The organism is Halalkalibacter okhensis (genome assembly GCF_000787375.1).
GTDB lineage: Bacteria > Bacillota > Bacilli > Bacillales > Bacillaceae_D > Halalkalibacter > Halalkalibacter okhensis.
Genome location: NZ_JRJU01000032.1, coordinates 22,748 through 46,290 on the forward strand (window position 1 = coordinate 22,748; position 23,543 = coordinate 46,290).

Below are 23,543 nucleotides of genomic sequence, written 5' to 3' on the forward strand. Positions count from 1 at the left end.
CTCCGGACAGCAAAAGGATGAGTTCCGACAGAAAAAGTCCAAGTTTGGACAGCAAATTCCCTCATTCCGACAGAATAACCGCCACTTCCGACAGAAAGCTCCCCAAAAACCCGAAATCAGCACACCAATTCAAAACACAGCACACCAATAACAAGAAAAATAACAAAAAGAGAGCATGAAGTCGCCCTCACGCTCTCAATTTAATGAAAATTCTTACTCTATGGTCTCCCTGGGTTTTCAGGCTTATTCGCTTGGCCTTGCTCTGCCCGCTCTTGCCCCTGCTGTCTTGCTTGCTCCGCTCGCTCTTGGCCTTTCTGTTTTTCCTGTTTTCCTTTCTCTTGACTGGCCCCATTGCCTTTTGCTCTTGCTTGGCTCCTAGCTTCTTCAGCTCTTTGCTTCGCTTTAGCCTGATTTTCGATCGCCTTTGTGATGCCAGCTTTGGCTTGCTCTGGAATGTCGTCTCTATCAAGTAAGGAACGGAGATTTTCGCTGCGCTTTTCCATGTTTTCGTTAATGATTACTTCCACTTCAGAAATATCTTTGCCACGTTCCTTCGCTTCAGCTAAGTTTTTTTCAATTGCATCCATATGCTCGTTGTAATCGTCTATAGAGCTTTCGGCCGCTTCTTCATTTCCGACTGCCAACATTTCTTCAGCTTCAAGCAAGCGATTTTTTGCATATTCATCTTCAAGTAGAGTTTTTTCACCAGGATCTTTGGTTAGCTCTATCGTTGTCTCTTCAATAACACGAACTGTTTCGTATAGCTCAGATTCTGGACTAACGATGTCCTTTTCTTGATTTGCGTGGACGACTCCTGCGACTAGAAGGAGGCAAACAGTAGTTGCGATGACGAGTTTTTTCATTTGAAATTCTCCTTTTGAATGTTAATAGAAATCAATGTGTTGCTTGAACTCTTCGATAGATTCTATCTTTTCTTCGTAGTCATCTAATGGTGTCATAAAGGTAAGAATAGTAACCTTTTGACCTTGCTGCTCAATGTAAATGTCAGCGCGTATGCTTTCTTTTCGCTCGGATTCAAAAGCAAAATAATGGTCTGTTTCCTCAATAATGGTAGAGGTACCCACGCCAATCATCAGCTCATTTTTTATGTCTTCTACATCCTTAATGGAATCTAGTACCGTGATAATCGCTTTTCCTTTGTCACTTTGAAAGATCACATTAAATTGATCCTTTTCTAATTGCTCCTCAAATTCCCAATTTGGGAGTTCATACACTTTTATTCCTTTATCGCTATTTTCATACATGACGACTTGTTCGTGTTCGGTGACTTCTTCTATGTCTGTTACTTCTTGACTTCCTGAGCCAGTAGCAGAAGCGCAGCCGCCTAGAAGGAGGAGGGAGCACATCAAATAGGCGAGAAGGGCTGTTACATGATTCTTTCTTTTCATAAAAACTCCTTAACGTGTACTGGTTCTACACAAAAATTCTTTCCACTTCCATGTCCATACCTTACTAATTATCTATTAGATTAGGAAGGCGGTCTATAGGAAATTTCATTCAAAAACGAAAAATCCCCATGCATTCTCATTTGCCAGCCTAGCAAACGAAGCCTCGGACAGCAAATCTTTCCGTTTGGATTGAATCGCACCCGGTTTGGACAGCAAATCCTTCCGTTTGGATTGAATCTCCCCCCATTTGGACAGCAAATCCCCGAGTTTGGACAGAACCCACGCTAATCACGCACGACAACAACAAAAAAAGAGCATGAGTCGCAACAAACAACTCATGCTCTTTCTAAAAACGTCATCGTACCTTCTTTTCTTGCCCTCTAAGCTCTGCCACCAACACATATCGCTCAGGAGCAGCTCCAACAAAGTTAAACGGATAACACGTAGATACCGTTAACGTCGCACGCGGCCTCGGTACGATCACGGTCCGGTCATCCTCATCGACAATCCGCACCCGCCGCACTTTGTATTCAAATTCTCCCGCTGCCGTTCGGACGATCAGCAGATCATTTTCGCCCACTTCACCTAGGCGGCGAAACACGGTATCGCGGTGTCCGGACAAGACGGAGTTGTCGTTCTCACCAGGAAGGACGCTGCCGGCATAATGACCGACGCCTTTTTCAAGCTCCTCCTCATCGGTCCCGTGGTAAATCGGCAACGTCGCATCAAGCTTCGGGATGTATAGCTCACCCATTAAGTCGCCAATTTGAGGATTGGCAGGAAAGTCACGCGTCTCCTCCTCGACGACCTCCTCTTCAACAACAGGATCCGTATCATCATCTTCCGGAGCTAAAGGAGGATCCGCAGACACCGCTGCCTCTGTTCCTGTCTTATACAAAAAATACCCTTTGAAAAATGTAAAAGTATTCGTACCAGAAAACCATAACCCGCCCATAATAAGCGCACTACAGAAGACAAGAAGAATGAATCGCTTCATTCGACTTACACACCTTTCACACGAAAACGACGATACAACGCAAATCCAGCGACCGCCACCGCGAGTCCACTAGCCGCATTCACGATAGAATTCGATGCGGTCTTCGGAAGCTTGGCACCTCGCTCCGTTTTCTTTACCGGCTTTTTCTCAGCAGGAGCAGGCTTCTTCTCAGCTTTTTTCTCTGATTTCTTTTCTGTTTGTTTGACAATCACTTCTTCGGTTTTCTTTAAGTCTTTTCCAGTCTCAACAATAATCTCAGAACCTAGCATATCCGCTGTAAATAATAGATCCGCTAAAAATTCCCCTTGTCTATTATAAAGTTCGATCAATAGGCCGTAGCCATCGGTTGTTGTCATCGTCATTAACGTCGCCAAGGAAACTGGCTTTTTCTCATCGTCTTTGACAAGGTAGTATTTTACATCAATCTCTAGCAAGTCTAGTGCTTCTTGGAAAATAGCGAGCAGCTCTGCAATTTGTGCGGCTGTGAGCTCAGATGCCTCATCAAAATCCTCAAACACCATCATCCGCTCAGCCAATCTTTCTAAGCGCTCCAAAAAGGCTGGATCCTCAAGATCAAGCGTGAGGAAGTGCTCAAATAATCGGTCTAGCTCTTCATATGTTAAGCCTAGTTGGTCAAAGAGGTCATCAATCTCTGAAAAATCGATCTCTTCCTCTTCCTCATAATAGTAAAGGTAGTATTCAACAGCCCACTCTAGGTCTTCAATGAACTCATAATAATCAAGCGAATCCCCGTGCTCTTCTAACAAAGCGATTAATTCTTCCAACGTTAGATCATAGGTTTCAAGGAGTTCTTGTAAATTCTCATCCGTAATCGGGGTTAATGTATAATAATATAAATCGATATCTAGGTCATCTACAAATGTATAGACATCCAAAATAGCTTGTCCTTCTTCTAATTCACCGTTTAAAATCAACAGCTCGGTTGCTTCTTCTAACGTTAAGCCATACTCAGCCAGAATCTCCTCTAGGGTCTCTTCTGTTAACACAGGTCCTAAAAAGGAAGATAAGTCTTCAAAATCATCAAAATCATCCAGCGTAAGTCCCCAAAAGTCCAAATACTCCTCTAACTCATCTTTCGTCCAACCAACCTCTTGTAGCAAGTCCTGCAATTGGGTTTCTTCAACTGCAGCAAACGAGTAAAGCGGAGACACAACAAGACCTAACACAACCAATAACGACATGAACAAGCCTTTCACATAACATTCCTCCATATATAAAAAATGTAAATTTCTAGATAATTATAACCTCATAGATTCAAAAAAGGTAGAAGATTTTTTAGAAGATTACGACCATTCTTTTTAGCCTAAACTAATCATGAGTACATGATCTAACCCTCCTGTGTAAGTCATATTAATTTCTATACGGATCGAATTACTTTTAGTTTCAAAAACGTAAAAGAGAGGGACGAAAGCTTTAGCTTAACGGATTCAGTTTTGGAAGTGAAAATGATTAAAAGATACTGTTTCCCGTATCTGGGATAGTGAGAGTCCGCTCTTATCGGCTGGGGATCTGGTTAAGAACCCGGTCTGATAAATAAACGGAGATATTCCCCTTAATTAGTAATTAGCACTGAAAATAGCTTAAATAGACGGAGATATTCCGCCTATTGACTCAGTAAATCTGAAATTGGGTCATTTTTCTTTGCGTAATCGGAAAAACTCCTCCTATATACCTCGGAACGAGCTCTATTTTGGAATTAACCGAAAAATCTCCGCTTAATTAACTATGGCCGGTAAGAGAGGCTTCTAGCCGCAGAGAAAACCACCCGTTACCACGGGTGGTTTTGATTGTATTCTAATTATAGTGTTCATTCATTTGGGATTGGAGTGTGAAATGTAATAGTTAACCTGTGAATTAACGTTTTCCCTCCCAAAACTGAACCCGTTAGCTTAAGCTCTCGCCCCTCTTTTTTATTGTCTCTCTGGCAGCTGATCGGCATAGCTATCGGACAAATTCAACAGTTGAATGACCCGCTCAAACTCATCCTGATAATCAAGACGACTTCCAATAATTTCTCCTGTATCAAGGTCATAAGCTGTCCCATTGTCGCCTTCTGAAGTTAACAAGACATCGCGATTAAAGAGGGAGCCTTGCGATAAGTAATAACGCATCCCAAGTAAATTCTCCTCGTTGTTGATGATATCTTGTCCAAAGTGAATGTGATCTTCTAGTGACAATCCAACCAAATTGGCCATCGTCGGCATCAAATCAATTTGTCCACCAACATTTGAGATCACTTCCGCCTCTAATGCGCCGGGGGCTGTTATCATAAGCGGGATATTTAAGCGATCCAAAAACCAATAATCTCGACCGTTCATCTCCGCTAACAGCTGTTGGTCAACCTCTGTAATTTGACTATGGTGCACCCCAGAATGATCGCCGAATGTCACGATCAAGCTGTTTTCCCATATTCCTTCTTCTTTCAACCGATCAATAAATTCACCCATGGCCTTGTCCGCATAATGAATCGATGTTAAATAATTTTCAATAAACGTTCCTTCAAATCGCTCTGGAAGATCAATCGCAATCTTTTCTTCTGGCAATTCAAATGGGTGATGACTCGTCATTGTAATCACATTCGCATAGAAAGGCTGTCTTTTATCAGCGAACTCAACAAACTTGTCCATCGTTTTCTCATAAAGTACTTCATCCGAAGCACCCATTAAAATATAATCATCTGTCCCGAAAAAGTCTTCATCATACACGTCATCAAAGCCAAGCGCCTCATACATTTCCGTACGATTCCAAAAGGAGGCTTTATTTGTATGGAAGGTAGCTGTATGATAGCCTTCTCGCTTTAAAAGACGAGGCAAGCTTGGCAAGAATTTGTCGCCATACACTTCCGAAGCACCTCGGCTGCCTGGTGGATACAGCGATGTATTTAATAAAAACTCAGCATCAGACGTATTTCCAGCACCAATTTGTTGATACACCTTTGGAAAATAGAGCCCCTCTTCAACGAGTTGATTTAAATGAGGGGTAATCTCCTGACCGTCTATTTCAAGTCCAATCGTAAAATCTTGCAAAGACTCAAATTGAATCACGATAATGTTTCGTCCTTCGGCAACACCGAAATACGTCGGATCGCCCGCTTCAGCATCGGCCTCTGGCAATCCTTTTAACTCACGGATCTGCTCATTCGTCAAGTCAACCCCAGCTAAATGATTCTCAACCGTTTGAATATCAGAATAGATTTCTGAGACTTGATAATTGAAGATCCCCATCTGCTTCGCTGCTGCAATCGAGTCGTAATTAACGGTTTTGCTAGATAAGAAGAGATGGAACCCAATAACGGCAAGCGACAATACTATGAAAGCAACCATCGTTTTCAAGCGCTGAATTTGAACAAAGCGTACTTTGGTAAAAGCATAAAGAAGTCCAAGAATGATAAAGTCAATAAAATAAAGAAAATGGATCGGACGAAGTAGCGTCCAGACACTATCACTCACATCCCCAACTTGGTGAATCTGATAGAGGGCATGATGGGACACCATGATCCCAAAGAAGTCAAAATAAAGAACCATGCTAAACAAAAGAAAAGAAAGAACCAAATTTACAAGTAAATAAAAAAACATCTTTCCTTTTTTCGCAAGAAGTTCAATCAACGCTAACAGCAACACAACATAGCCCATCTCCAACCAAAACATAGAGAGGACCTGATAATCATCAAAAATCAACACGCGGGTCAAAAACATCTTTATAGATAAAATCACTAAGAAAACCAAGTATAAATGAATATGTTTCAAAACGGTTATCTCCTATTCACGTAGTAACTATTTAATAAGCTATTATACCCCAAACTGAAAAGAAAGCATAGTGAAAAAATAGGGTTGGGGTCAGACCCTCCTTCACGACTTCACCGCATTAAAGAGGGGTCTGACCCCAACTCCCCTCTATTCAATCACCCCAACATAATCTTCAATATGTTCGACATCCACATCCCAGTCAAGCTCCTGCTCCTCTAAATGAGCTCGCTTCACTTCAATCAACGTATCAACGAGCGGTTCAGTTGATCCCTTTATCTCCTCAAGCAGCTTCTTCGTGTACAGCAGGTCATAATACGTCACAAGTCGGTAATCCTCAGACTGCAGCGTGCCGTCTTGATTAAGCTGGTAATACACATGCCCATCTGGCGCGATCCAGTCCTCGCCAATATCAACAATCCCCCGTAACATCGTATCTGCGACCATACGGTATGCCTCATTCCCTGATTTCAGATAAGCATCATACAAATAATTCATTAAGCTTAACGCATGATTGAGCGACGCATGAGGCAGTGCTTCTCCATCATCAGAAAAATAATCAACAAGAATCGCCCCATTGTCTGTTTCCACAACAAACCCTTCTTCAAACTTCTGCACCAAAAAGTCCGCATACACGAGATACTCGTCACGATACTCCTCAATCTCTAAATTTCGCGCCCGTCGCTCTTGATTCCGAAAGAGATTGTCATTATGACGCGAGTCGACATAATGAGTGACTATCCCATATTTCCGCTCAAGCCATGTGCTCGTGTAATTGGAATACCACAACCCGTCATCATCTCGAATCGACTCAAGCTGAACGAATGAATTCCAATTCACACTTTCAAAAAAGCGACACCCACTTGCCTCTAGTTCAAGCAACGACTTTTTTGCCCCTTGTCGCACAAGCGACCGGACAAAGCCTTGCTCATGATACGGGAAGATGGTCGAAGGTGCTTTGCTCAGAACATCCGTAGGCGTTAGCCATTTGTACTCATCAATCCCAATATGCTGAGCGCGCTTAAACGCCTCCTCATTTGAAAAAAGGGCCGCCTCACTAAGAAGATACCAAGAATGCCCCATGCCAGCCTCTGCAGCGGTCGTCACGTCCAAGCGAACACCCTCGCCGTCTTCCGCTACGACAAACTGATCCATTTCCCGAATCAGTTCATACACATGACTCGTCTTATCATGAAGGTCATCATACGTATGCAGCAACTCCTGAAATTGATATTGCCCACCAATTAAGACACTCCCGCTCACACCATCTGCCTCTGCAAACTCAACATAATGAAAAGAATTGGTCGTCGGATCAGGTAAGGTCCGTTCTTTTCTCTCTGGGTATACCTCCTCCGTCGGACTATCGAGCTCCCACGTTTTTGAAGCATGTCCGTCAAGAGAATGCTGCAACGTCAACTCTATCTCGTCCTCAAACGATTCGACTTCGACAAAAACAAACCAATCCGCAGTTGGCACCTGCCTCAACGTCACTGTAGCTGTCCCGAGCGCTTCACCCACGCCTTCTTTGATCGCTAACTCATAAACGAAATCCTTCACACCATAGCGATCCTGCTCATCCATGCTCGTAACATGAAGGTCGTATCCATCGGCCTTCACCATTAACTGAAAGGGCTCTCCGATTAGAAGATCACTCCCAAGACCCACCACCTCTAACGCCAACTCATCCCCCTTTTTACCGCCCGAACAACCTGAAATGATCAAACCTATTAAAAAGAAACAAAAGAATTTCCTTCCCATATACTCACCCTTACTCCATTCATCCTTCTTACAAATTTACCCACCTTTAGAGCTGCCCATACTGAAAAAGAACCTGATTGCGCGACCAAGCGCATAACCCCAATACTTCATGTAATCAAATAGTAATGAAAAAGATCGAAAGAAAATCTAGTAATCTTGTAAAAATAAAGGTAAAATTATCAATAAAATAGATAATTTTGGCGATTGAGGAGGTCTTATGTAGATGAAGGAAGCTTCAACACTTAAAAAAGTAGTACTTTCGTCGACATTTGCGACAGGTTTATTTCTAGTAACCCCGCAAATGGCAGACGCAGCACTTGGTGACCAAACCCTACGAACGGGGATGGACCACCCTGATGTAAAGGAATTACAAGATGCCTTAAAGAAAAAAGGTTTTTTTAATTTTGACCGATCAACAGGTTATTACGGATCCATCACAGCAGACGCTGTCCGTGAATTTCAGAAAAAGCATAAACTACAAGTGGACGGAATCGCTGGACCACAGACATTAAGCAAATTATTATCGGAGATGGGTGGACAAGCTCCTTCATCAGGCTCGAAGACATCAAGTTCCTCTTCAAAAAATTCGAGTAATTCATCAAGCATTACAGGCATGCTTCGTTTTGGCTCAAACGGTTCACAAGTCGAAATGCTTCAACAGAAACTAAAAGAAAAAGGCTATTACACGCATAAAGTCACCGGGCAGTTTGGTCGAGTAACCGAAGCAGCAGTGCGTGATTTTCAACGTGCCAATAACCTGTCAGTTGATGGGATCGTGGGACCGCAGACGCTTTCTCACCTTATTAATGAAGCATCGCAAAAAGAAACCGAATATACACCAGATCTTCCACAAAAAGAAGAACGAAACCAAGAGACAAAAAGTGGAAGCGTAGCGACATCCACACTACGTATTGGAAGCACTGGATCGGCCGTAACGAACCTCCAAGCTCAGCTAAGGTCTGTAGGCGTCTTTAATCAAGAACCAACAGGTTATTACGGAGATATTACAGCCCAAGCCGTACGCAGCTTCCAAAAAGCAAATAAGCTAACCGTCGATGGAATTGCTGGACCGAAGACAATCAGCAAGCTAAACGAAGTCGCAACCAATAAGTCAAGTTCAAACAACACCTCAAGTTCAAACGCAAGCAAGGAATCGTCATCAAAAGATAAATCATCAAGTGCTTCAGGTTCAAACAACAATTCAGCAGCACTTGTAACAAACCTTGTAGCAGAAGCAGCAAACCATATCGGAGTTCCTTACCAATGGGGAGGACAATCCACAGCTGGGTTTGACTGTAGTGGGTTTACTCAATTCGTGTTTTCTCAGCAAGGCATTTCGATCCCAAGAACCGTTGCTCAGCAATGGAATGCAGGGAAGGCGGTATCAAAGCCGTCTGTAGGAGATATGGTCTTCTTTGAAACCTATACAAGCGGTCCATCACATAATGGGATTTATATTGGGAACAATCAGTTTGTACATAGTGGATCGTCTACGGGTGTGACGATTACAAGTATGGATAATCCTTATTGGAAAGAGCGGTATTTGGGAGCGAAGAGGTTGCATTAAACCTAAAAGACTTGATTTCTGTTAGTGAAAACAGAACTCAAGTCTTTTATTATTGAGAAATTAAGCAAATAATGATTTTACTTTTTTTGTTCCGCGTATCATATAGACAATCGATTTAATATGTAAAGGATAGCCTTGAGTGTTGTTGATTGCATCTTCAACATCGATTAAGGAAGGGACAAAAACCTTTTTTCAATCTTTCTTTCATGCCAACTAGGTCAATGCGTAACTTGAATTTTTGGAGTTAACTTTTCATAGTGCCTTTTTTCTAAATAACTAACATAAAACTTTACTTGTTTATTCTTGTGTGTGTTTTTGACTAAGGAAAAATGTGATATAATTCCTGATAACATGAATTTTTAATATAGAGTAATGTCATTGAAACTCTAAAGGGAATAGGTCTAACTTATATAAGGATGTATTGATGAATAATAGGGTGGGTGTATTAAAAATAAAAAAAGCTGGTTTATAATATAGGACAGATGGAAATGGAATTTAATTTCCATAATTTTAATATTGTTTATTCGTTATTAATTGTGGTAACTTCAATATAGCAATTTTACGCGAGGTGTTCATTATATGCAAAAATTCGAGGAATTGCCTAAAACAGTAAAAAAAACAATCAGATATATTCTACAAGACGCTGATATGGAAAAAGTTGATGATATAGAAAATGTCATTAGTTATTATATAAAGAAAAGAAAAGAAATTTTAACAGGAGCCAGAGACTAACTAAAATTAATTCTCTGGTTTTTTTATGAGTATACAGATGAGTTGAATATTAGAATGACAACTTTCTTATAGGATAATAACTACAATATTTGACAAATTGTGTTATAATTCACTTTGAAAAGTTTTGATGGGGTCTTATTGGTAGTTTTTTGAGGTAAGGGAAAATCACTTTAGTATAGAAGTGTTGTTGAATAAGATGCTTATAAGTACAGGAGAAAATAGCCGTTTTTAAACTAATTAAGATAGTTAAAGAACTAAGAGTAAAAGGATTAAAAAATAACAAGCTGACAAGATTGAACCAATTTATTAACTTTAATTGGAAAAAATGTCATAAATAAAGTGGTTTTTTTGAGGAATTAGTCTTACTTTGTTATTAGAAAGATAGTATCCTAGACATGAAGTAAGTGAGCGAAAATTAATTATTAATTAAAGGTGATGCTAAAATAGTGTATAGAGCGATAAGAAATATGCTGAAACTAATTAATGATTCAGTCGTAGATATAATTCCTTTCAATATTTATGCTAGCATTTATTATAATGTTTCTGCTAACGTAAACACTTACCATGTAAAGAAACTCGCATTAAATAAGCGTTTAAAGCAATTGAAGGACCTAGATTACAAAAAGAGAAAGAAAAGTGATAAACTTTTTATTCTTGGTAGTGGAAGTTCTATAAATGATATTACTGCTGAACAATGGGGACATATTAATGAACATGACAGTATAGGATTTAATTTCTGGGTTGTTCATGACTTTGTACCTACGTTTTACGTTTATGAAGAAAATCTAGAATTAAATAGAAACCAAGTTTTCTACAATATCTTAAATGAACGAAAAGCGGATTACATTAATACTCCTTTAATAGTTAAAGATGTTGAATATAAAGGCTTATCTACTGACTTAATTCCTTCTGAGTTAATAGATAACATTTATTTATCAACTGAGATAGTTATCCCTTACTCGAATGAGTATCATGTTGAAAAGTTTCTAAACAAGGGTAAAGATTTTTTTGAGTCGCAAAATTCACACTCAGTGAACCTCCTTCTGAAAAAATCGGCTAGTATAAGCTATTTGTTACATTTATCTCAAGTCTTAGGTTATAAAGAGGTTATACTCTGTGGAATAGATTTAAATAATAGCTTATATTTCTATGAACATGAGAGTTATAAAAGTAAGGTTACACCTATACAAGATTATGAAACTAGTAAAGTGCACCCAACAAATATTAGAACGGAATCAAACCTTCCAATAGAAATAGTTGTTAATTTAATTAAAAATACCTATTTAAAAGATTCCAATATGAAATTATATGTAGCTAGTAAAAAAAGTTCACTTCATCCTAAGCTTGATTGTTACTTTTGATACGTTTATTAGCAGAGGGGGTGAAGTCTATGCCGTTTTCAGTATTAATGTCAATTTACTATAAAGATAATCCAACTCATTTAGAAGAAGCAATTAATAGTATAATAGTACAAACTATGCCCCCAGCAGAAATAGTTCTAGTAATAGATGGAGAGGTCCCTCATGAGTTAGAAAATGTTATTGCTAGTTATGAAAACAACTGGGGAAAGCTATTTAAAATAGTGAGGCTCTCCACCAACAAGGGTTTAGGTAATGCACTTGAAGTCGGCGTTAAGGCCTCAAGTTTTGATATAGTCGCAAGAATGGATTCTGATGATGTATCTATAGAGAGCCGATTTGAGAAACAAGTTGGATGCTTATTAGAACATCCAGATATAGATATTGTCGGTTCCTATATTTCAGAATTTGAGCATGATATCAACAATGTGGTCTCAACTAGAAAGGTTCCTACTAATGACAAGGAAATTAAAAAATTCGCAAAAAGTAGGAACCCCTTTAATCATATGACAGTAGTCTTTAGAAAAAGCAGTGTCCTTAAGTCGGGTAATTATAAAGAAATGCTTTGGTTTGAAGATTATTACCTTTGGGCTAGAATGATTGCTAATGGGTGTAAAATGTTAAACATTCCAGAAAGCTTAGTTTACGCTAGGGTTGATAATGGGTTTATCCTTAGAAGAGGCGGCAAGAGATATCTGTTAAATGAAATAAAGCTTCAAAAAAGATTTTTGGAAATGGGCTTTATTGATTTAAAAATATACTACAAAAACATTATGGTGAGAGCACCTGTAAGGGTACTACCCCCACCATTTAGAAAGTTTGTTTATGAGTTTAGTTTAAGAAGTAAATAAAATATATATATTTTTGGAGGATATTATGATTAAAAATAAAAACGTAATTGAAATTGGTAACAGAAAAATTGGACAAGGGTATAAGCCATTTGTTATCCCTGAGATCGGTATTAACCATGAAGGTGATTTTAACAAGGCAATCCAAATGGTCGATGATGCATATGCAGCTGGTGCTGAAATCGCTAAGTTCCAAAGTCATGTTATTGAAGATGAAATGATTCCTGAAGCTGGGAAAGTTATCCCGGGGAATGCGAAAGAATCTATCTTAGACATTATGACAAGATGTGCATTGACTTTAGATGAAGAAATTAAACTGAAAGAATATGTAGAAAGTAAAGGCATGATCTACCTTAGTACGCCATTCTCGCGTGCAGCAGCTGATCGCTTAGAGGAAATGGGTGTACAAGCTTATAAAATTGGGTCAGGTGAGTGTAACAACTATCCGTTAATTGATCATATTGCTTCTTTCGGAAAGCCAATTATCTTAAGTACAGGTATGAATAATATTGAATCTATTAAGAAGTCAGTAGAAATTTTAGAAAAACGTAATGTTCAATATGCATTGTTACACTGTGTTTCTATGTATCCAACTCCATACGATAAAGTACAGTTAGGTGCCATTCAAGATCTGAGCGAACAGTTCCCTAATGCAGTAACAGGTTTAAGTGACCACTCTATGGGTAACTATACGTGCTTTGGTGCTATCCCATACGGTGCAAGTATCCTAGAGAAACATTTTACTTCTAACAAGAGCTGGCCAGGACCAGATGTTCCAATTTCAATTGATCCTACTGAATTAAAGGAGTTAATTGAAGGTACAGATGCCATCTCTCTAGCTTTGGGTGGAAAGAAACAAATCCTGGCAGAAGAGCAACCTACTATTGATTTTGCATATGCGTGTGTTGTTACTACTAAGCCTATTAAAAAAGGTGAAAAGTTAACTAAAGAAAATCTTTGGGTGAAAAGACCTGGTACTGGTGAAATCAAAGCAGTTGATTTCGAAAAATGTTTAGGTCAAACGGCACAAACTGATATAGAAGAAAATATCCAAGTGAAATGGAGTATGATAAGCCAATGAAAAAAATAGTTTTCTTGACTGGTACCAGAGCAGATTACGGGAAAATCAAGTCACTAATGTCGCGAGTTGACAAAAGCCCTAATTTTGAGTTAAATATCTTTGTTACCGGTATGCATATGTTGTCTAAGTACGGGTCAACATATCAAGAACTCGAAAAAGATGGCTTTCAAAATATATATAAATTCGTGAACCAAAGAGAAAACCAAAGTATGGATATTACTCTGAGTAACACAATAGTTGGTTTCAGTAATTATGTTACTGAAATCAAGCCCGATTTAATTGTTGTTCATGGTGATAGAGTAGAAGCTCTAGCAGGAGCAATGGTTGGTGCTCTTAATAATATAAAAGTTGCCCACATTGAAGGTGGAGAAGTGTCAGGAACTATTGATGAATCTATTAGGCACGCTGTAACTAAATTTGCTCATCTACATTTTGTATCGAATGAAGAGGCGAAGAGAAGAGTTATTCAGTTAGGGGAGAAAGAAGAATCAATATTTGTTATTGGATCACCGGACATTGATATCATGTTCTCTAGTAAATTACCAACTCTTGAAACTGTGAAAGAACGCTATTCAATTCCTTACGATGATTATACAATTTTTATGTACCACCCTGTTACAACAGAGGTTCATAAGTTGAAAGATCATATACGGAATGTCGTTGATGCATTAATCGCTTCAAATAGAAATTATATAGTAATTTACCCCAACAATGATGAAGGAAGCCAAATTATATTGGATGAGTATAAGAGATTTGAAAACAATCCTAAATTTAAATTATTCCCTTCAATTAGATTTGAGAATTTCCTAACATTATTGAAAAATTGTGAATTAATGATTGGTAACTCTAGTGCTGGAGTACGTGAAGCTAGTGTTTACGGTGTCCAATCAGTAGATATAGGTATTAGACAACAAGGAAGATATGATATCTATGATTTAATAATTCATGTGAGGGAAAATAAGGATGAAATCTTGACGACACTAAATAATATTACCAAGCTAAATTTCGAAAGTACTTCTCCATTTGGTGACGGAAGAAGTGATGAGAGGTTTTTAGAGGCGTTGGAGAATGATTTTGTTTGGGATGAACAATTCCAGAAACAATTTATGAATATTGAGGTTTTAAAGCCTAGTCTAGTAGGTTAAAACAACAATTTGTAAGAAGAAATAAAATTTGATTTTATTTCTTCTTATCTTTATGAGTTATTATAAACTATAAGGATGATTAATATATGTATAAAGGGTCAAAAATATTAGCTATTATTCCTGCTAGGGGTGGAAGCAAAGGGATTCCAGGGAAAAATATAATAGATGTTAATGGTAAACCATTAATTCAATATACAATTGATGCTGCGAAAGGATCAAGATATATTGATAAGGTAGTTGTTTCAACGGACTCAACAGAAATAGCTGAAGTGGCAAAAAGTTGTGGCGCTGAAGTTCCTTTCTTAAGACCTGATTTCTTAGCCTCTGATTCAGCTAAAACAATTGATGCCTTGGTCCATTGTGTTAAAAAACTTCAGGATTGTGGGGAGAAATACGATTATATTGTATTATTGCAACCAACACAGCCACTCAGGACGAGTCTTCATATTGATGAAGCAATTATGGAGATTATCAATAGTGGTGTTACGTCATTAGTAAGTATATCGTTAGTAAAAGAACACCCAATCTTAATGAGAACACTTAATGCAGAAAAAGCAACTTTAAGTAACTTGCTGAAAACTCCTAGTACTGTTCGAAGACAGGACTTCCCCAATTATTATAAAGTTAATGGTGCAATATATATTAATTCAATTAAACATTTTAATAATACCATTAGTCTAAATGATAATAAACATGCGTATATAATGGATCAAAAGTACGATCTAGACATAGATGATTATAATGATTTGGAACTTTTACGAATTATTCTTAAGAGTAAGTCTCCTCATCAATAATTTAATATTGAAAAGGGTGTTTTAATTGAATTTGTTTATTGTGTCTAATCTAGGGCAACTCATTCAAGCTCAAAACGTTATTAAACAAAATGATTTAATTGATAATGTGTTAGTTGTCTTATGGACAAAAAGAAATACGGTGGTTCGTGATAATATAATAAATAATGTTGATAATCAATTTTTTAGTAATGTCGACACACTTCAGCTTCCTAATTTTCCAAATAAGTTTCATGTGAATAATTTAATGAAAATACGGAAAGATTATAATCATTTAATAGAAAACTATCCTTTTACTGATGTTTTTGTATGTAATTATAACTCTCATTATAATTTCCTCTATGACATAGCTAAGGCTAAGAACATAAATATAAACATTTTTGAGGAAGGCCTAGGAACATATAAGTTTAAAGTTGTGTTAGATAAAATGCAGGAAAATAATAAAATAAAATTCATAGAACGATTTACTATCGCACAAAATTTTGCCATTAAAGATTTTAAACAAGCTATTAAACAAACAGATCTATTTAAATGGTTAGTATTTTTATTATTATTTATAAAGAATAATTTATTCAATCCACTTTTTATTTTACTTAAAGGAATGGCTAGAATATGTTTATCTTTCTTCCCTATCGAGTTTGTAAATAAAATTAAAAAAATAAAAACGCCTAAAGAATTAAGAAGCTTTGATGGAACAATTCCAATGTTTGATAAAGCTTATTTTACATTCCCTGATCAAGGAAGTGAACTATTTAAGGCAAAGCAATATAATGAACTTAAATTAGATTATCAACTTAAAAAGGAAGTTGAATATTATCTAAAAAATAGCCAAACGCTAAGTTTATTAGATAGAAAATCAGTTATCTTTTTAGACCAAGTATATAATGTACCTCCTGAAAAGCATACAGAAATTATAATGAAATATTTAAATGAGTTTTATCCACAAAGAAATATTTTTATAAAAATGCATCCGCGAAGTAAAACTGAAGTTAGAAAATCTTTTGAGGATAAAATAAAGAAATATAATAATATTAGACTAATAGAGTTAGATGTAGAAATGCCATTTGAAGCTATACTAGTTGAAAAGAAGCCGAAAACAATTGTTAGCTTAACTTCAACGTCTTTAGTTTATGGTCCTAAATTAATATCTGGGACAGAAGTTGTTAGTTGTGCAAATTATTACCTAAGGAATATTAAGTCTGCGAATATAAAAGATAATGTTTTAAAAGAAATTGAGGTAGACAGAGATACATTGAAAGTTATTGGTGGAGTTACTTTTAATTAAGTATTTACTATTTTTTAGAGGTTGGGTTTTGTATGTGGAATGCACTTTGTAAATTATGGAAGAATAAAGATCTTGTCCTAACTCTGACAAAAAGAGAGATTAACTCCCAATATAAACAATCTTTCCTAGGGAAATTGTGGATTGTTTTTCAACCATTAGGTTTGGTTGCAGTTTATACAATTGTATTCTCTCTATTTGTTAGGTTACCAAGTGAAGGAGTACCTTATGCATTATTTTTTATAGTTGCATTACTTCCGTGGAGATTCTTTAATTCAACTATTGGGAGCTCTCCTAGAATTGTAACTGGTTACTCCGGTTTAGTAAGACAGAGAAGGTTTTACAGACCAGCATTAGTTTTTGTTAAACTTATATCAGAAACAGTTAGTTTTACTTATTCTTTAATAAGTCTAGTAATCTTAATGGTATATTTTATGTTTTTTCCTGGCGCTAATATATTTTACGTAATACCAATCTTTTTTATTCAATTAATATTATCTATTGGTCTAATGTTTTTACTTTCATCACTTAATGTTTACGTTAGAGATGTAAATCTTATGACGCCAATTATTATGAGAATGTGGTTCTACTTAACACCTATTATTTATTCATATCAGAGTGTGCCAATACAGTTTCAACCGTTATTAGCCTTAAACCCATTAACGGGAATAATAGATGGCTACAGAAGGGTTATAATTCATAATCAGGTGCCAGATTTTTATATGTTATCATATGGATTAATTTTTGGACTTACATTTCTTGCAATTGGTTGGGTTACTTTCTTGAAATTAGAGAAAAATTTTGCTGATGTTGTATAAGGGGTTTTATAGATGGAACATATTGCAGTAGAATTAGATGGAGTGAGTAAAAAATATTATAAGACTGGTTTGGTACAAGGACCTCGTGAATGGAAGAATATTATTCTTAAAAGAAAAAGTAGAAATGATATATATTGGGCTTTGAATAATATATCATTTAATATTATGCAAGGCGAATCAGTTGCTATTATTGGAGGAAATGGATCAGGTAAGAGTACCTTATTGAAGACAATTCTGGGAGTCACTACGCCTACCGAAGGTTCGGTAAAAGTAAATGGTGAGATAGGTGGATTAATCGAGTTAGGTGCTGGCTTTCATAAAGAGATGACTGGTAGAGAGAATATTTATATCAATGGAGCAGTACTTGGATTAAAGGAAGATGAAGTGGATGCGGTTATTGATAACATCATTGCTTTTGCTGAGCTAGAAGACTTCATTGACACACCAATAAAGAAATATTCTTCCGGAATGAAAGTGCGGTTAGGCTTTTCAATAGCTATCCATGTTCGGACAGATATAGTTTTGTTAGATGAAGTATTAGCTGTGGGAGATGCTAGATTTCGCAAAAAAGCCCTACAAGCAATAAAAGAATATTTAAAAGGGAAAACTATTGTTTTTGTTTCACACAATGCTAAACAGGTGAAAGAGGTCTGTGACAAGGGTATAGTTTTAGATAAGGGTAATATTGTTTTTATAGGCAATGTTGAATCGGCTTTAGAGTATTATGAGAATGAAATTATAAATAAATAATCTAAAGAGGGTGAGCTATAATGGCACCCTCTTACTTAATTTTCAAACTATAGTTTTAAATTAGGAGGATTTATGGCATTAATACATGAACTGCGTAATTTTGGTGTTTATGCAACTTTATCGAATCTAAATAGTTGGAGTACATTTGCAAAGTGCACGTGTACTTTCGAATCACCTGTTGATTTAAATGGTAAATATCCTGTTTTTGAAATTCAAAAGATTGGAGGATTTACTTATATGCAGGGAGGGACTTTTTTTGGGGTTGAATCTATTGGCAGATTTTGTTCCTTAGCAAAAAACATTTATACTGCTCCTGCAGAACACCCTACTACTTTTTTATCTTCTAGTCCATTATTTTATACGGATTCAAATGCAAGTAAGTGGCCAACTTCAAAGAATTTTGAGAGTTTCATAGAAAGAAATCAGACTCTAATCGCTAAGTCATATAAAAAAAAGGTGAATCAAACAAAGAAAGACTTAATAAGAATAGGAAATGATGTGTGGATTGGGCTAAATGTTACTATTCTTAAAGGAGTGACAATCGGTGATGGAGCTATTATAGCAAGTGGGGCGATTGTAACGAAGGATGTTCCACCATATTCAATCGTTGGTGGAGTGCCAGCTAAAATAATTAAATATAGGTTTAATAAAGATATTATCAATGCTTTGCTTAAAATAAAATGGTGGGATTACCAGATAGAGTTATTAGATAATTTAGATTGGACTGAAGTTAGAGAGATAATCCCTATCCTTGAAGATAGAGTTAAAAGTGGTAACTATAGCAAATTTAATTCCGAAACAATTGCCTTAGATAAGAACGGAAAGATTTTATCTTAAATAATAACTAAACGTGTTTCTAGGTTTATTCATGTATTTTATATATATTTGTCGAAAAATAGTCTCAAATTCCTAGTTTTGTGATAAAATTTTAATGAATATTAAATTAGGAGTTTTTATATGCTAAACATTAACCCAAATCGTTTGATGAGATTTTCATTAGTATTTGTCGACTTAATGTTAATTCTTTTCGCCTATATTTTGTCATTTGTGTTTGCTGCCCAGATTACTCTTATTGAGCAACGAAATATAGAATCATTTATTAACTTAATACCATGGATTCTATTAATTAGTGTTTTTTTATAGGAGTATTTGAACTTGATAGATTAGTACATTATGATGTTTGGGACCTTGTTCGTAAATTAATAGTAACGTTAATTTTTATAATGATCGTTACTATCGCTCTATCATTTTTATTTAGAGAATTCTCCTTACCGCGATCTGTCATATTGATGTCACACACTTTAACTTTTCTACTTCTATTTATTTGGAAGTTTTTTATAATTAGATACAATCAATATACTAAAGGGAAAGCTGTAATAATTGGGAATTATTATGAATTTTCTTCAATTAAAGAAAATATAAAAAAATTATTTAATAAGAAGGAAAGTATAAGTTTTATAGAAATGAATGATACTTTTGCAGTTATCACGAAAAAGTTGGCTCCTTATGAGGTGATCTTTGTAAGTTCAAGTGTAGATAATAGCTTAAAAAATAAAATCCTATATTATGCAATGAGACAAAATAAGAATGTTTTTGTTATGCCAACGGTTAGTGAATTATTGTTAATGAAATCAACAATTACTACGTTAGATGATACGATGTTACTTCAAGTAAAGCCATTTTATATTAACGGTGGGTTCTTGTTTATTAAAAGATTATTTGATATTATTTTTTCTATTTTATTATTAGTACTTTCATTACCGGTTATGATTTTGACCGCTCTTTTTATTAAATTTGAAGATGGAGGAAGTATTTTCTATAAACAGGAACGACTTGGAAAAAACAATAAGCCATTTAGAATAATAAAGTTCCGATCAATGCGTGAAAATGCTGAAAGAGAATCCGGACCTATCTTAGCACTAAATGATGATCATAGGATTACTAAGATTGGTAATGTTATTAGAAAAACTAGGATTGATGAATTACCTCAATTATTTAATGTTCTTAAAGGGGATATGTCTATAGTTGGACCAAGACCAGAACGTGACTTTTTTGCCGAGAACTTTCAAAAAGAAAATATTTGGTTTAGTTACAGATGTGCAGTTAAACCTGGAATAACAGGATATGCTCAAATTATGGGTAGCTATACAACCGATATGGAGAATAAGTTGAAGTTTGATTTGCACTATATTCGTAATTATTCTCTTTGGTTAGATATGATTATTATATTACGTACTATTTTAGTTGTTATAAATAAGGCAAAGGCAGATGGACAAGTTGCCCGAGATGCACAGAAAAAAAGTAAACCAATTTTTATTCGAGAGAGTGTAGAAAAGGAATAGCCAACTAGATCGCAATAAAAAAAACGAGACTGTTTACATATTCAGCCTCGCTTTTTTTATTTAATTTTTTTAATCAAGATCAGAAGACTTAAACACAGCTGTAATAGCCATATCCCTATTAATAGTAATTGAAAGTGACGGGTTATTTCCTGAGGCGTCTCCTTCCCAATGATCGAATTCCCACCCTTCAGCGGGTACTGCGGTTATTGTAGCGGTTGAACCGTCTGTGTACGAGCCATTTCTAACCCCCGAAATAGTACCATCTCCACTTATAGTGGTAGAAAGATTGAAATTTTTCGGTTCTTCTTTTGAAAATACAGCTCTTACATTCTTATTTTCATTCATTGTGATTGTTGCATTTCCAGATGTTCCGCTTATTGCTCCTTCCCAGCGATCAAATTTCCAGCCCGGGTTTGGTAGGGCAGTTAGGTTTACTTTAGTACCATTCTTAAATTGATTTCCGGATTGGTCTTTTCTAATCTGCCCACCTTCACTTGCACCTAAAGATAATGTGTAGCTAGGTGTGGGTGATTGTTGTTCTTGTGTTGGTTCAGGTTGTGGATTATTTTCCTTTTTAACAAATATTGCTTTGAATGATTTATTGTTGTTCATTGTTACAGTAATTCTGTCGTTTGTTGTTGGCTCAGAGCCCTCCCACCCTTTAAATGTCCAACCAGAACTAGGTCTAGCTGTTAGTGTGATGGTATCCATATGTGTAAATTCGGAATTCATGGAACTTCGAATTATCTCTCCGTCGCCAGTTTTATCTAATGATAGAGTATGAGTTAGTTCCTCTTCAAATATAGCTTGAATGTTTAAATGATCAGTAACTGTAATATTTGCAGGGTTTGATTCGCCTTCTAAATCTCCTCCCCAACCGATGAATTTCCATCCAGCTTTAGGACGAGCTTCAATAGTTACCAGACTATCAATTGGATACGAAGTTTGACCTGGAAAAATAATTACTTCGCCACCTCCGGTAGTTTCATACGAAATGGTTTTGTTTTCTCCCTCAATATTAAGATCAAATTGTTTTTGATAGTCTTCATATCTAATAGAAATAGTCGTTTGGCCTTCTTGGAATGCAGTGAAGGTACTTTGTAAACCGCTGCTTGTTTCCAATTCGCCTATTTTATTGCTCATTGACCATTCTGGATTAAAATCGATAGGGTTTCCAGCAGCATCCAATCCTTCAAGTGTTATGGAGAGCGGTTGTCCAATGGCTAATGTTTTATGTTCTTGCGGTTTCACAATTATATTTTCTAGGACTTGTTCACGAACAATTATCTGTTTATCTATAGAAAAGTCTTCAACATCAGCTCTAACAACAGTTTCACCAACTTCAATTCCAAAAAAATCAACGTGTTTGTCGTTTGTCTCACTTTCTTCAATAATACCAATTGAGTTATCCAGTACCTGCCAATTTGCTGTCAGCGGAATAGTTTCACCAGAATCCTTTTCCCAAACTAATTCTAATTTCCTACTATACTCTTTTTGTACTAGCGTCCTTGATTTTATAAAAATAGATTCATTTATTGACTCGTATGTTTCCTGTAATGAAGAAGAATCTGTTATTGAAATACCGTTTTCTAAAATTTTTAATGCAGCAATAACCTCGGATTCGCCTATATAAATATGCGCCAAATTTGAGTAGAAACTTTCTTCAATGGGGATTAACTCAATACCTTCTAATAAAATTGTTTTAGCTTGATCAAAATTGGAGATTGCCAGATATGCTTTTGATAGTCCTAAGCGAGCATTGACATTCAATGGATCCAATTCTAGAACATTGATATAAGCTTCGATGCTTTTTTCATACTCTTCCCTGTCAAAGTGATTATTAGCTATATCAAGTTGGTTACTAAGGTTATCAGAATGAATAGCATGAACAGTAAAAATACCCATTAAGGAAATTACTATGATACCTGATAGAATTAATAATATAAATTTCTTGTCCAAAAATAGCACACCTCATTTTAATTTTATTCAGTACTTATAATTATAATGAAAATTCCTAATTAAGGAAAGGATAATTGTGGTTTCTGTCGTTTTCTGTGATATTTTGTTAATTATATATCTAAATTAAATGCTCACATTCTTAATTGATATGAGAAAATGTGATAAAATACCGTGAAGTAAATATTTTTCTTTATAGAGGGTGTATTGATGGTTAATAAAATAAATGTTGCGGTAGATGGGCCAGCTGGAGCTGGAAAAAGTACTGTTGCGAAATTAGTAGCTGAACAGCTTTCTTTATTATATATTGATACAGGTGCGATGTATCGTTCATTAGCATATTCGGCTTTAGAATCTCACATTGACTTACAAGACAGTGGCGCTATTAAAGATTTACTTGTTCAACTTAGTATTAAATTAGTAAATGACAGCGAGAAATCAACGGTTTTTGTAAATGATCAAGATGTCTCTGTAGAGATTCGTACCCCAGAAGTAACTCGATCTGTTCCAATCGTAGCAAGCCATGAAAGTGTAAGATTAGAAATGCTTAAGCGTCAAAGAAAGCTAGCGATAGGAGAAAATTCAATATTAGACGGTAGAGATATCGGAACTCATGTATTGCCTGATGCTCAGGTTAAGGTTTTCCTAACTGCTACAGTTGATATACGTGCAGAAAGGCGTCACGAAGAGTTACTAAAAAGGGGCTTTTCTTCAAACTTAGACCAGTTGAAAGAAGAGATAGCTAAACGTGATGAGTTAGATGCTACGAGGGAAGTAGCGCCATTACGTAAAGCTGAGGATGCAATTGTGATTGATGCAACAACATTATCTATACCGGAAGTTGTTGATGCGATTGTTAACCTTATAAATATCCCTGTCTCTCAGGATTAACAAGGATTAATGTATAAACAGAAAACTATGGAAATTACAGGAGGGAATTATCTA

General features: G+C 36.2%; 21 protein-coding genes. 14 read left to right on the forward strand and 7 right to left on the reverse strand.

The genetic code is table 11. From position 1 onward, the window contains the following. Positions 1-218: 218 nt before the first annotated feature. The 6 genes from LQ50_RS18480 to LQ50_RS18505 form a co-directional block, all read right to left on the reverse strand. On the reverse strand, positions 219-863 hold the full coding sequence (locus LQ50_RS18480; protein WP_034632087.1) for a DUF5667 domain-containing protein: 645 nt from the start codon (positions 861-863) through the stop codon (positions 219-221). A gap of 21 nt (positions 864-884) precedes the next feature. Further along, positions 885-1,409 (reverse strand): hypothetical protein, encoded by a 525-nt coding sequence (locus tag LQ50_RS18485; RefSeq protein WP_034632089.1) that lies wholly within the window; start codon positions 1,407-1,409, stop codon positions 885-887. Positions 1,410-1,764: 355 nt separating this feature from the next. Beyond that, on the reverse strand, positions 1,765-2,406 hold the full coding sequence (srtD, locus tag LQ50_RS18490; RefSeq protein ID WP_052144853.1) for a class D sortase, LPxTATN-specific: 642 nt from the start codon (positions 2,404-2,406) through the stop codon (positions 1,765-1,767). 5 nt (positions 2,407-2,411) lie between these two features. Next, the gene (locus tag LQ50_RS18495; RefSeq protein ID WP_034632095.1) at positions 2,412-3,623 is read right to left on the reverse strand and encodes a processed acidic surface protein; all 1,212 of its coding nucleotides are present in this window, start codon (positions 3,621-3,623) and stop codon (positions 2,412-2,414) included. Between the two features lie 714 nt (positions 3,624-4,337). Beyond that, the gene (locus LQ50_RS18500; RefSeq protein ID WP_084138934.1) at positions 4,338-6,173 is read right to left on the reverse strand and encodes an LTA synthase family protein; all 1,836 of its coding nucleotides are present in this window, start codon (positions 6,171-6,173) and stop codon (positions 4,338-4,340) included. 147 nt (positions 6,174-6,320) lie between these two features. Further along, positions 6,321-7,928, reverse strand: a complete 1,608-nt coding sequence (locus LQ50_RS18505) for a hypothetical protein (protein ID WP_152608253.1) — start codon at positions 7,926-7,928, stop codon at positions 6,321-6,323. A gap of 223 nt (positions 7,929-8,151) precedes the next feature. Here LQ50_RS18505 and LQ50_RS18510 point away from each other — a divergent pair, with 223 nt between their 5' ends. From LQ50_RS18510 to LQ50_RS18560, 13 genes are all read left to right on the forward strand, one after another. Next, positions 8,152-9,495 (forward strand): C40 family peptidase, encoded by a 1,344-nt coding sequence (locus LQ50_RS18510; protein WP_034632102.1) that lies wholly within the window; start codon positions 8,152-8,154, stop codon positions 9,493-9,495. A 579-nt stretch (positions 9,496-10,074) separates the two neighbouring features. After that, positions 10,075-10,227, forward strand: a complete 153-nt coding sequence (locus LQ50_RS25825; RefSeq protein WP_202595393.1) for a hypothetical protein — start codon at positions 10,075-10,077, stop codon at positions 10,225-10,227. Between the two features lie 446 nt (positions 10,228-10,673). After that, a complete protein-coding gene (locus LQ50_RS18515; protein WP_034632105.1) occupies positions 10,674-11,588 on the forward strand; it encodes a hypothetical protein in 915 nt (304 codons plus the stop codon). A gap of 29 nt (positions 11,589-11,617) precedes the next feature. Then, on the forward strand, positions 11,618-12,436 hold the full coding sequence (locus LQ50_RS18520) for a glycosyltransferase (RefSeq protein ID WP_034632109.1): 819 nt from the start codon (positions 11,618-11,620) through the stop codon (positions 12,434-12,436). A gap of 25 nt (positions 12,437-12,461) precedes the next feature. Further along, complete coding sequence (locus LQ50_RS18525; protein WP_034632112.1) at positions 12,462-13,514, forward strand: N-acetylneuraminate synthase family protein; 1,053 nt, start codon at positions 12,462-12,464, stop codon at positions 13,512-13,514. Continuing rightward, entirely contained in the window at positions 13,511-14,659 is a 1,149-nt protein-coding gene (neuC, locus tag LQ50_RS18530; protein WP_034632114.1) for a UDP-N-acetylglucosamine 2-epimerase, read from the forward strand. The genes LQ50_RS18525 and neuC overlap by 4 nt, the downstream gene beginning before the upstream one ends. 86 nt (positions 14,660-14,745) lie before the next feature. Beyond that, on the forward strand, positions 14,746-15,453 hold the full coding sequence (locus tag LQ50_RS18535; protein WP_034632116.1) for an acylneuraminate cytidylyltransferase family protein: 708 nt from the start codon (positions 14,746-14,748) through the stop codon (positions 15,451-15,453). Positions 15,454-15,478: 25 nt separating this feature from the next. Beyond that, a complete protein-coding gene (locus tag LQ50_RS18540; RefSeq protein ID WP_034632117.1) occupies positions 15,479-16,735 on the forward strand; it encodes an alpha-2,8-polysialyltransferase family protein in 1,257 nt (418 codons plus the stop codon). 32 nt (positions 16,736-16,767) lie between these two features. Then, positions 16,768-17,550: an ABC transporter permease gene (locus LQ50_RS18545; RefSeq protein ID WP_034632119.1), complete on the forward strand. Its 783-nt coding sequence runs from the start codon at positions 16,768-16,770 to the stop codon at positions 17,548-17,550. Between the two features lie 12 nt (positions 17,551-17,562). After that, positions 17,563-18,300, forward strand: coding sequence for an ABC transporter ATP-binding protein (locus LQ50_RS18550; RefSeq protein WP_034632121.1), 738 nt, complete (start codon positions 17,563-17,565; stop codon positions 18,298-18,300). Positions 18,301-18,372: 72 nt separating this feature from the next. Beyond that, positions 18,373-19,137: a CatB-related O-acetyltransferase gene (locus LQ50_RS26325; protein ID WP_084138936.1), complete on the forward strand. Its 765-nt coding sequence runs from the start codon at positions 18,373-18,375 to the stop codon at positions 19,135-19,137. A 120-nt stretch (positions 19,138-19,257) separates the two neighbouring features. Continuing rightward, positions 19,258-19,443: a hypothetical protein gene (locus LQ50_RS26070; RefSeq protein WP_052144854.1), complete on the forward strand. Its 186-nt coding sequence runs from the start codon at positions 19,258-19,260 to the stop codon at positions 19,441-19,443. An 80-nt stretch (positions 19,444-19,523) separates the two neighbouring features. After that, positions 19,524-20,642 (forward strand): sugar transferase, encoded by a 1,119-nt coding sequence (locus tag LQ50_RS18560; protein WP_237563753.1) that lies wholly within the window; start codon positions 19,524-19,526, stop codon positions 20,640-20,642. A gap of 69 nt (positions 20,643-20,711) precedes the next feature. Here LQ50_RS18560 and LQ50_RS18565 read toward each other — a convergent pair whose 3' ends face one another. Then, complete coding sequence (locus LQ50_RS18565; RefSeq protein ID WP_034632123.1) at positions 20,712-22,601, reverse strand: InlB B-repeat-containing protein; 1,890 nt, start codon at positions 22,599-22,601, stop codon at positions 20,712-20,714. A 207-nt stretch (positions 22,602-22,808) separates the two neighbouring features. Between LQ50_RS18565 and cmk the strand changes: the two genes are divergently transcribed. Beyond that, the gene (gene cmk, locus LQ50_RS18570; RefSeq protein ID WP_034632124.1) at positions 22,809-23,489 is read left to right on the forward strand and encodes a (d)CMP kinase; all 681 of its coding nucleotides are present in this window, start codon (positions 22,809-22,811) and stop codon (positions 23,487-23,489) included. Positions 23,490-23,543: the final 54 nt, after the last annotated feature.

Excerpts from the sequence above, each read along its gene's own strand:
- LQ50_RS18480 (WP_034632087.1), bottom strand. The coding sequence starts at position 863 with ATGAAAAAACTCGTCATCGCAACTACTGTTTGCCTCCTTCTAGTCGCA.
- LQ50_RS18485 (WP_034632089.1), bottom strand. The coding sequence starts at position 1,409 with ATGAAAAGAAAGAATCATGTAACAGCCCTTCTCGCCTATTTGATGTGC.
- srtD (WP_052144853.1), bottom strand. The coding sequence starts at position 2,406 with ATGAAGCGATTCATTCTTCTTGTCTTCTGTAGTGCGCTTATTATGGGC.
- LQ50_RS18505 (WP_152608253.1), bottom strand. The coding sequence starts at position 7,928 with ATGGGAAGGAAATTCTTTTGTTTCTTTTTAATAGGTTTGATCATTTCA.
- LQ50_RS18510 (WP_034632102.1), top strand. The coding sequence starts at position 8,152 with ATGAAGGAAGCTTCAACACTTAAAAAAGTAGTACTTTCGTCGACATTT.
- LQ50_RS25825 (WP_202595393.1), top strand. The coding sequence starts at position 10,075 with ATGCAAAAATTCGAGGAATTGCCTAAAACAGTAAAAAAAACAATCAGA.
- LQ50_RS18520 (WP_034632109.1), top strand. The coding sequence starts at position 11,618 with ATGCCGTTTTCAGTATTAATGTCAATTTACTATAAAGATAATCCAACT.
- LQ50_RS18525 (WP_034632112.1), top strand. The coding sequence starts at position 12,462 with ATGATTAAAAATAAAAACGTAATTGAAATTGGTAACAGAAAAATTGGA.
- neuC (WP_034632114.1), top strand. The coding sequence starts at position 13,511 with ATGAAAAAAATAGTTTTCTTGACTGGTACCAGAGCAGATTACGGGAAA.
- LQ50_RS18535 (WP_034632116.1), top strand. The coding sequence starts at position 14,746 with ATGTATAAAGGGTCAAAAATATTAGCTATTATTCCTGCTAGGGGTGGA.
- LQ50_RS18545 (WP_034632119.1), top strand. The coding sequence starts at position 16,768 with ATGTGGAATGCACTTTGTAAATTATGGAAGAATAAAGATCTTGTCCTA.
- LQ50_RS18550 (WP_034632121.1), top strand. The coding sequence starts at position 17,563 with ATGGAACATATTGCAGTAGAATTAGATGGAGTGAGTAAAAAATATTAT.
- LQ50_RS26325 (WP_084138936.1), top strand. The coding sequence starts at position 18,373 with ATGGCATTAATACATGAACTGCGTAATTTTGGTGTTTATGCAACTTTA.
- LQ50_RS26070 (WP_052144854.1), top strand. The coding sequence starts at position 19,258 with ATGCTAAACATTAACCCAAATCGTTTGATGAGATTTTCATTAGTATTT.
- LQ50_RS18560 (WP_237563753.1), top strand. The coding sequence starts at position 19,524 with ATGATCGTTACTATCGCTCTATCATTTTTATTTAGAGAATTCTCCTTA.
- cmk (WP_034632124.1), top strand. The coding sequence starts at position 22,809 with ATGGTTAATAAAATAAATGTTGCGGTAGATGGGCCAGCTGGAGCTGGA.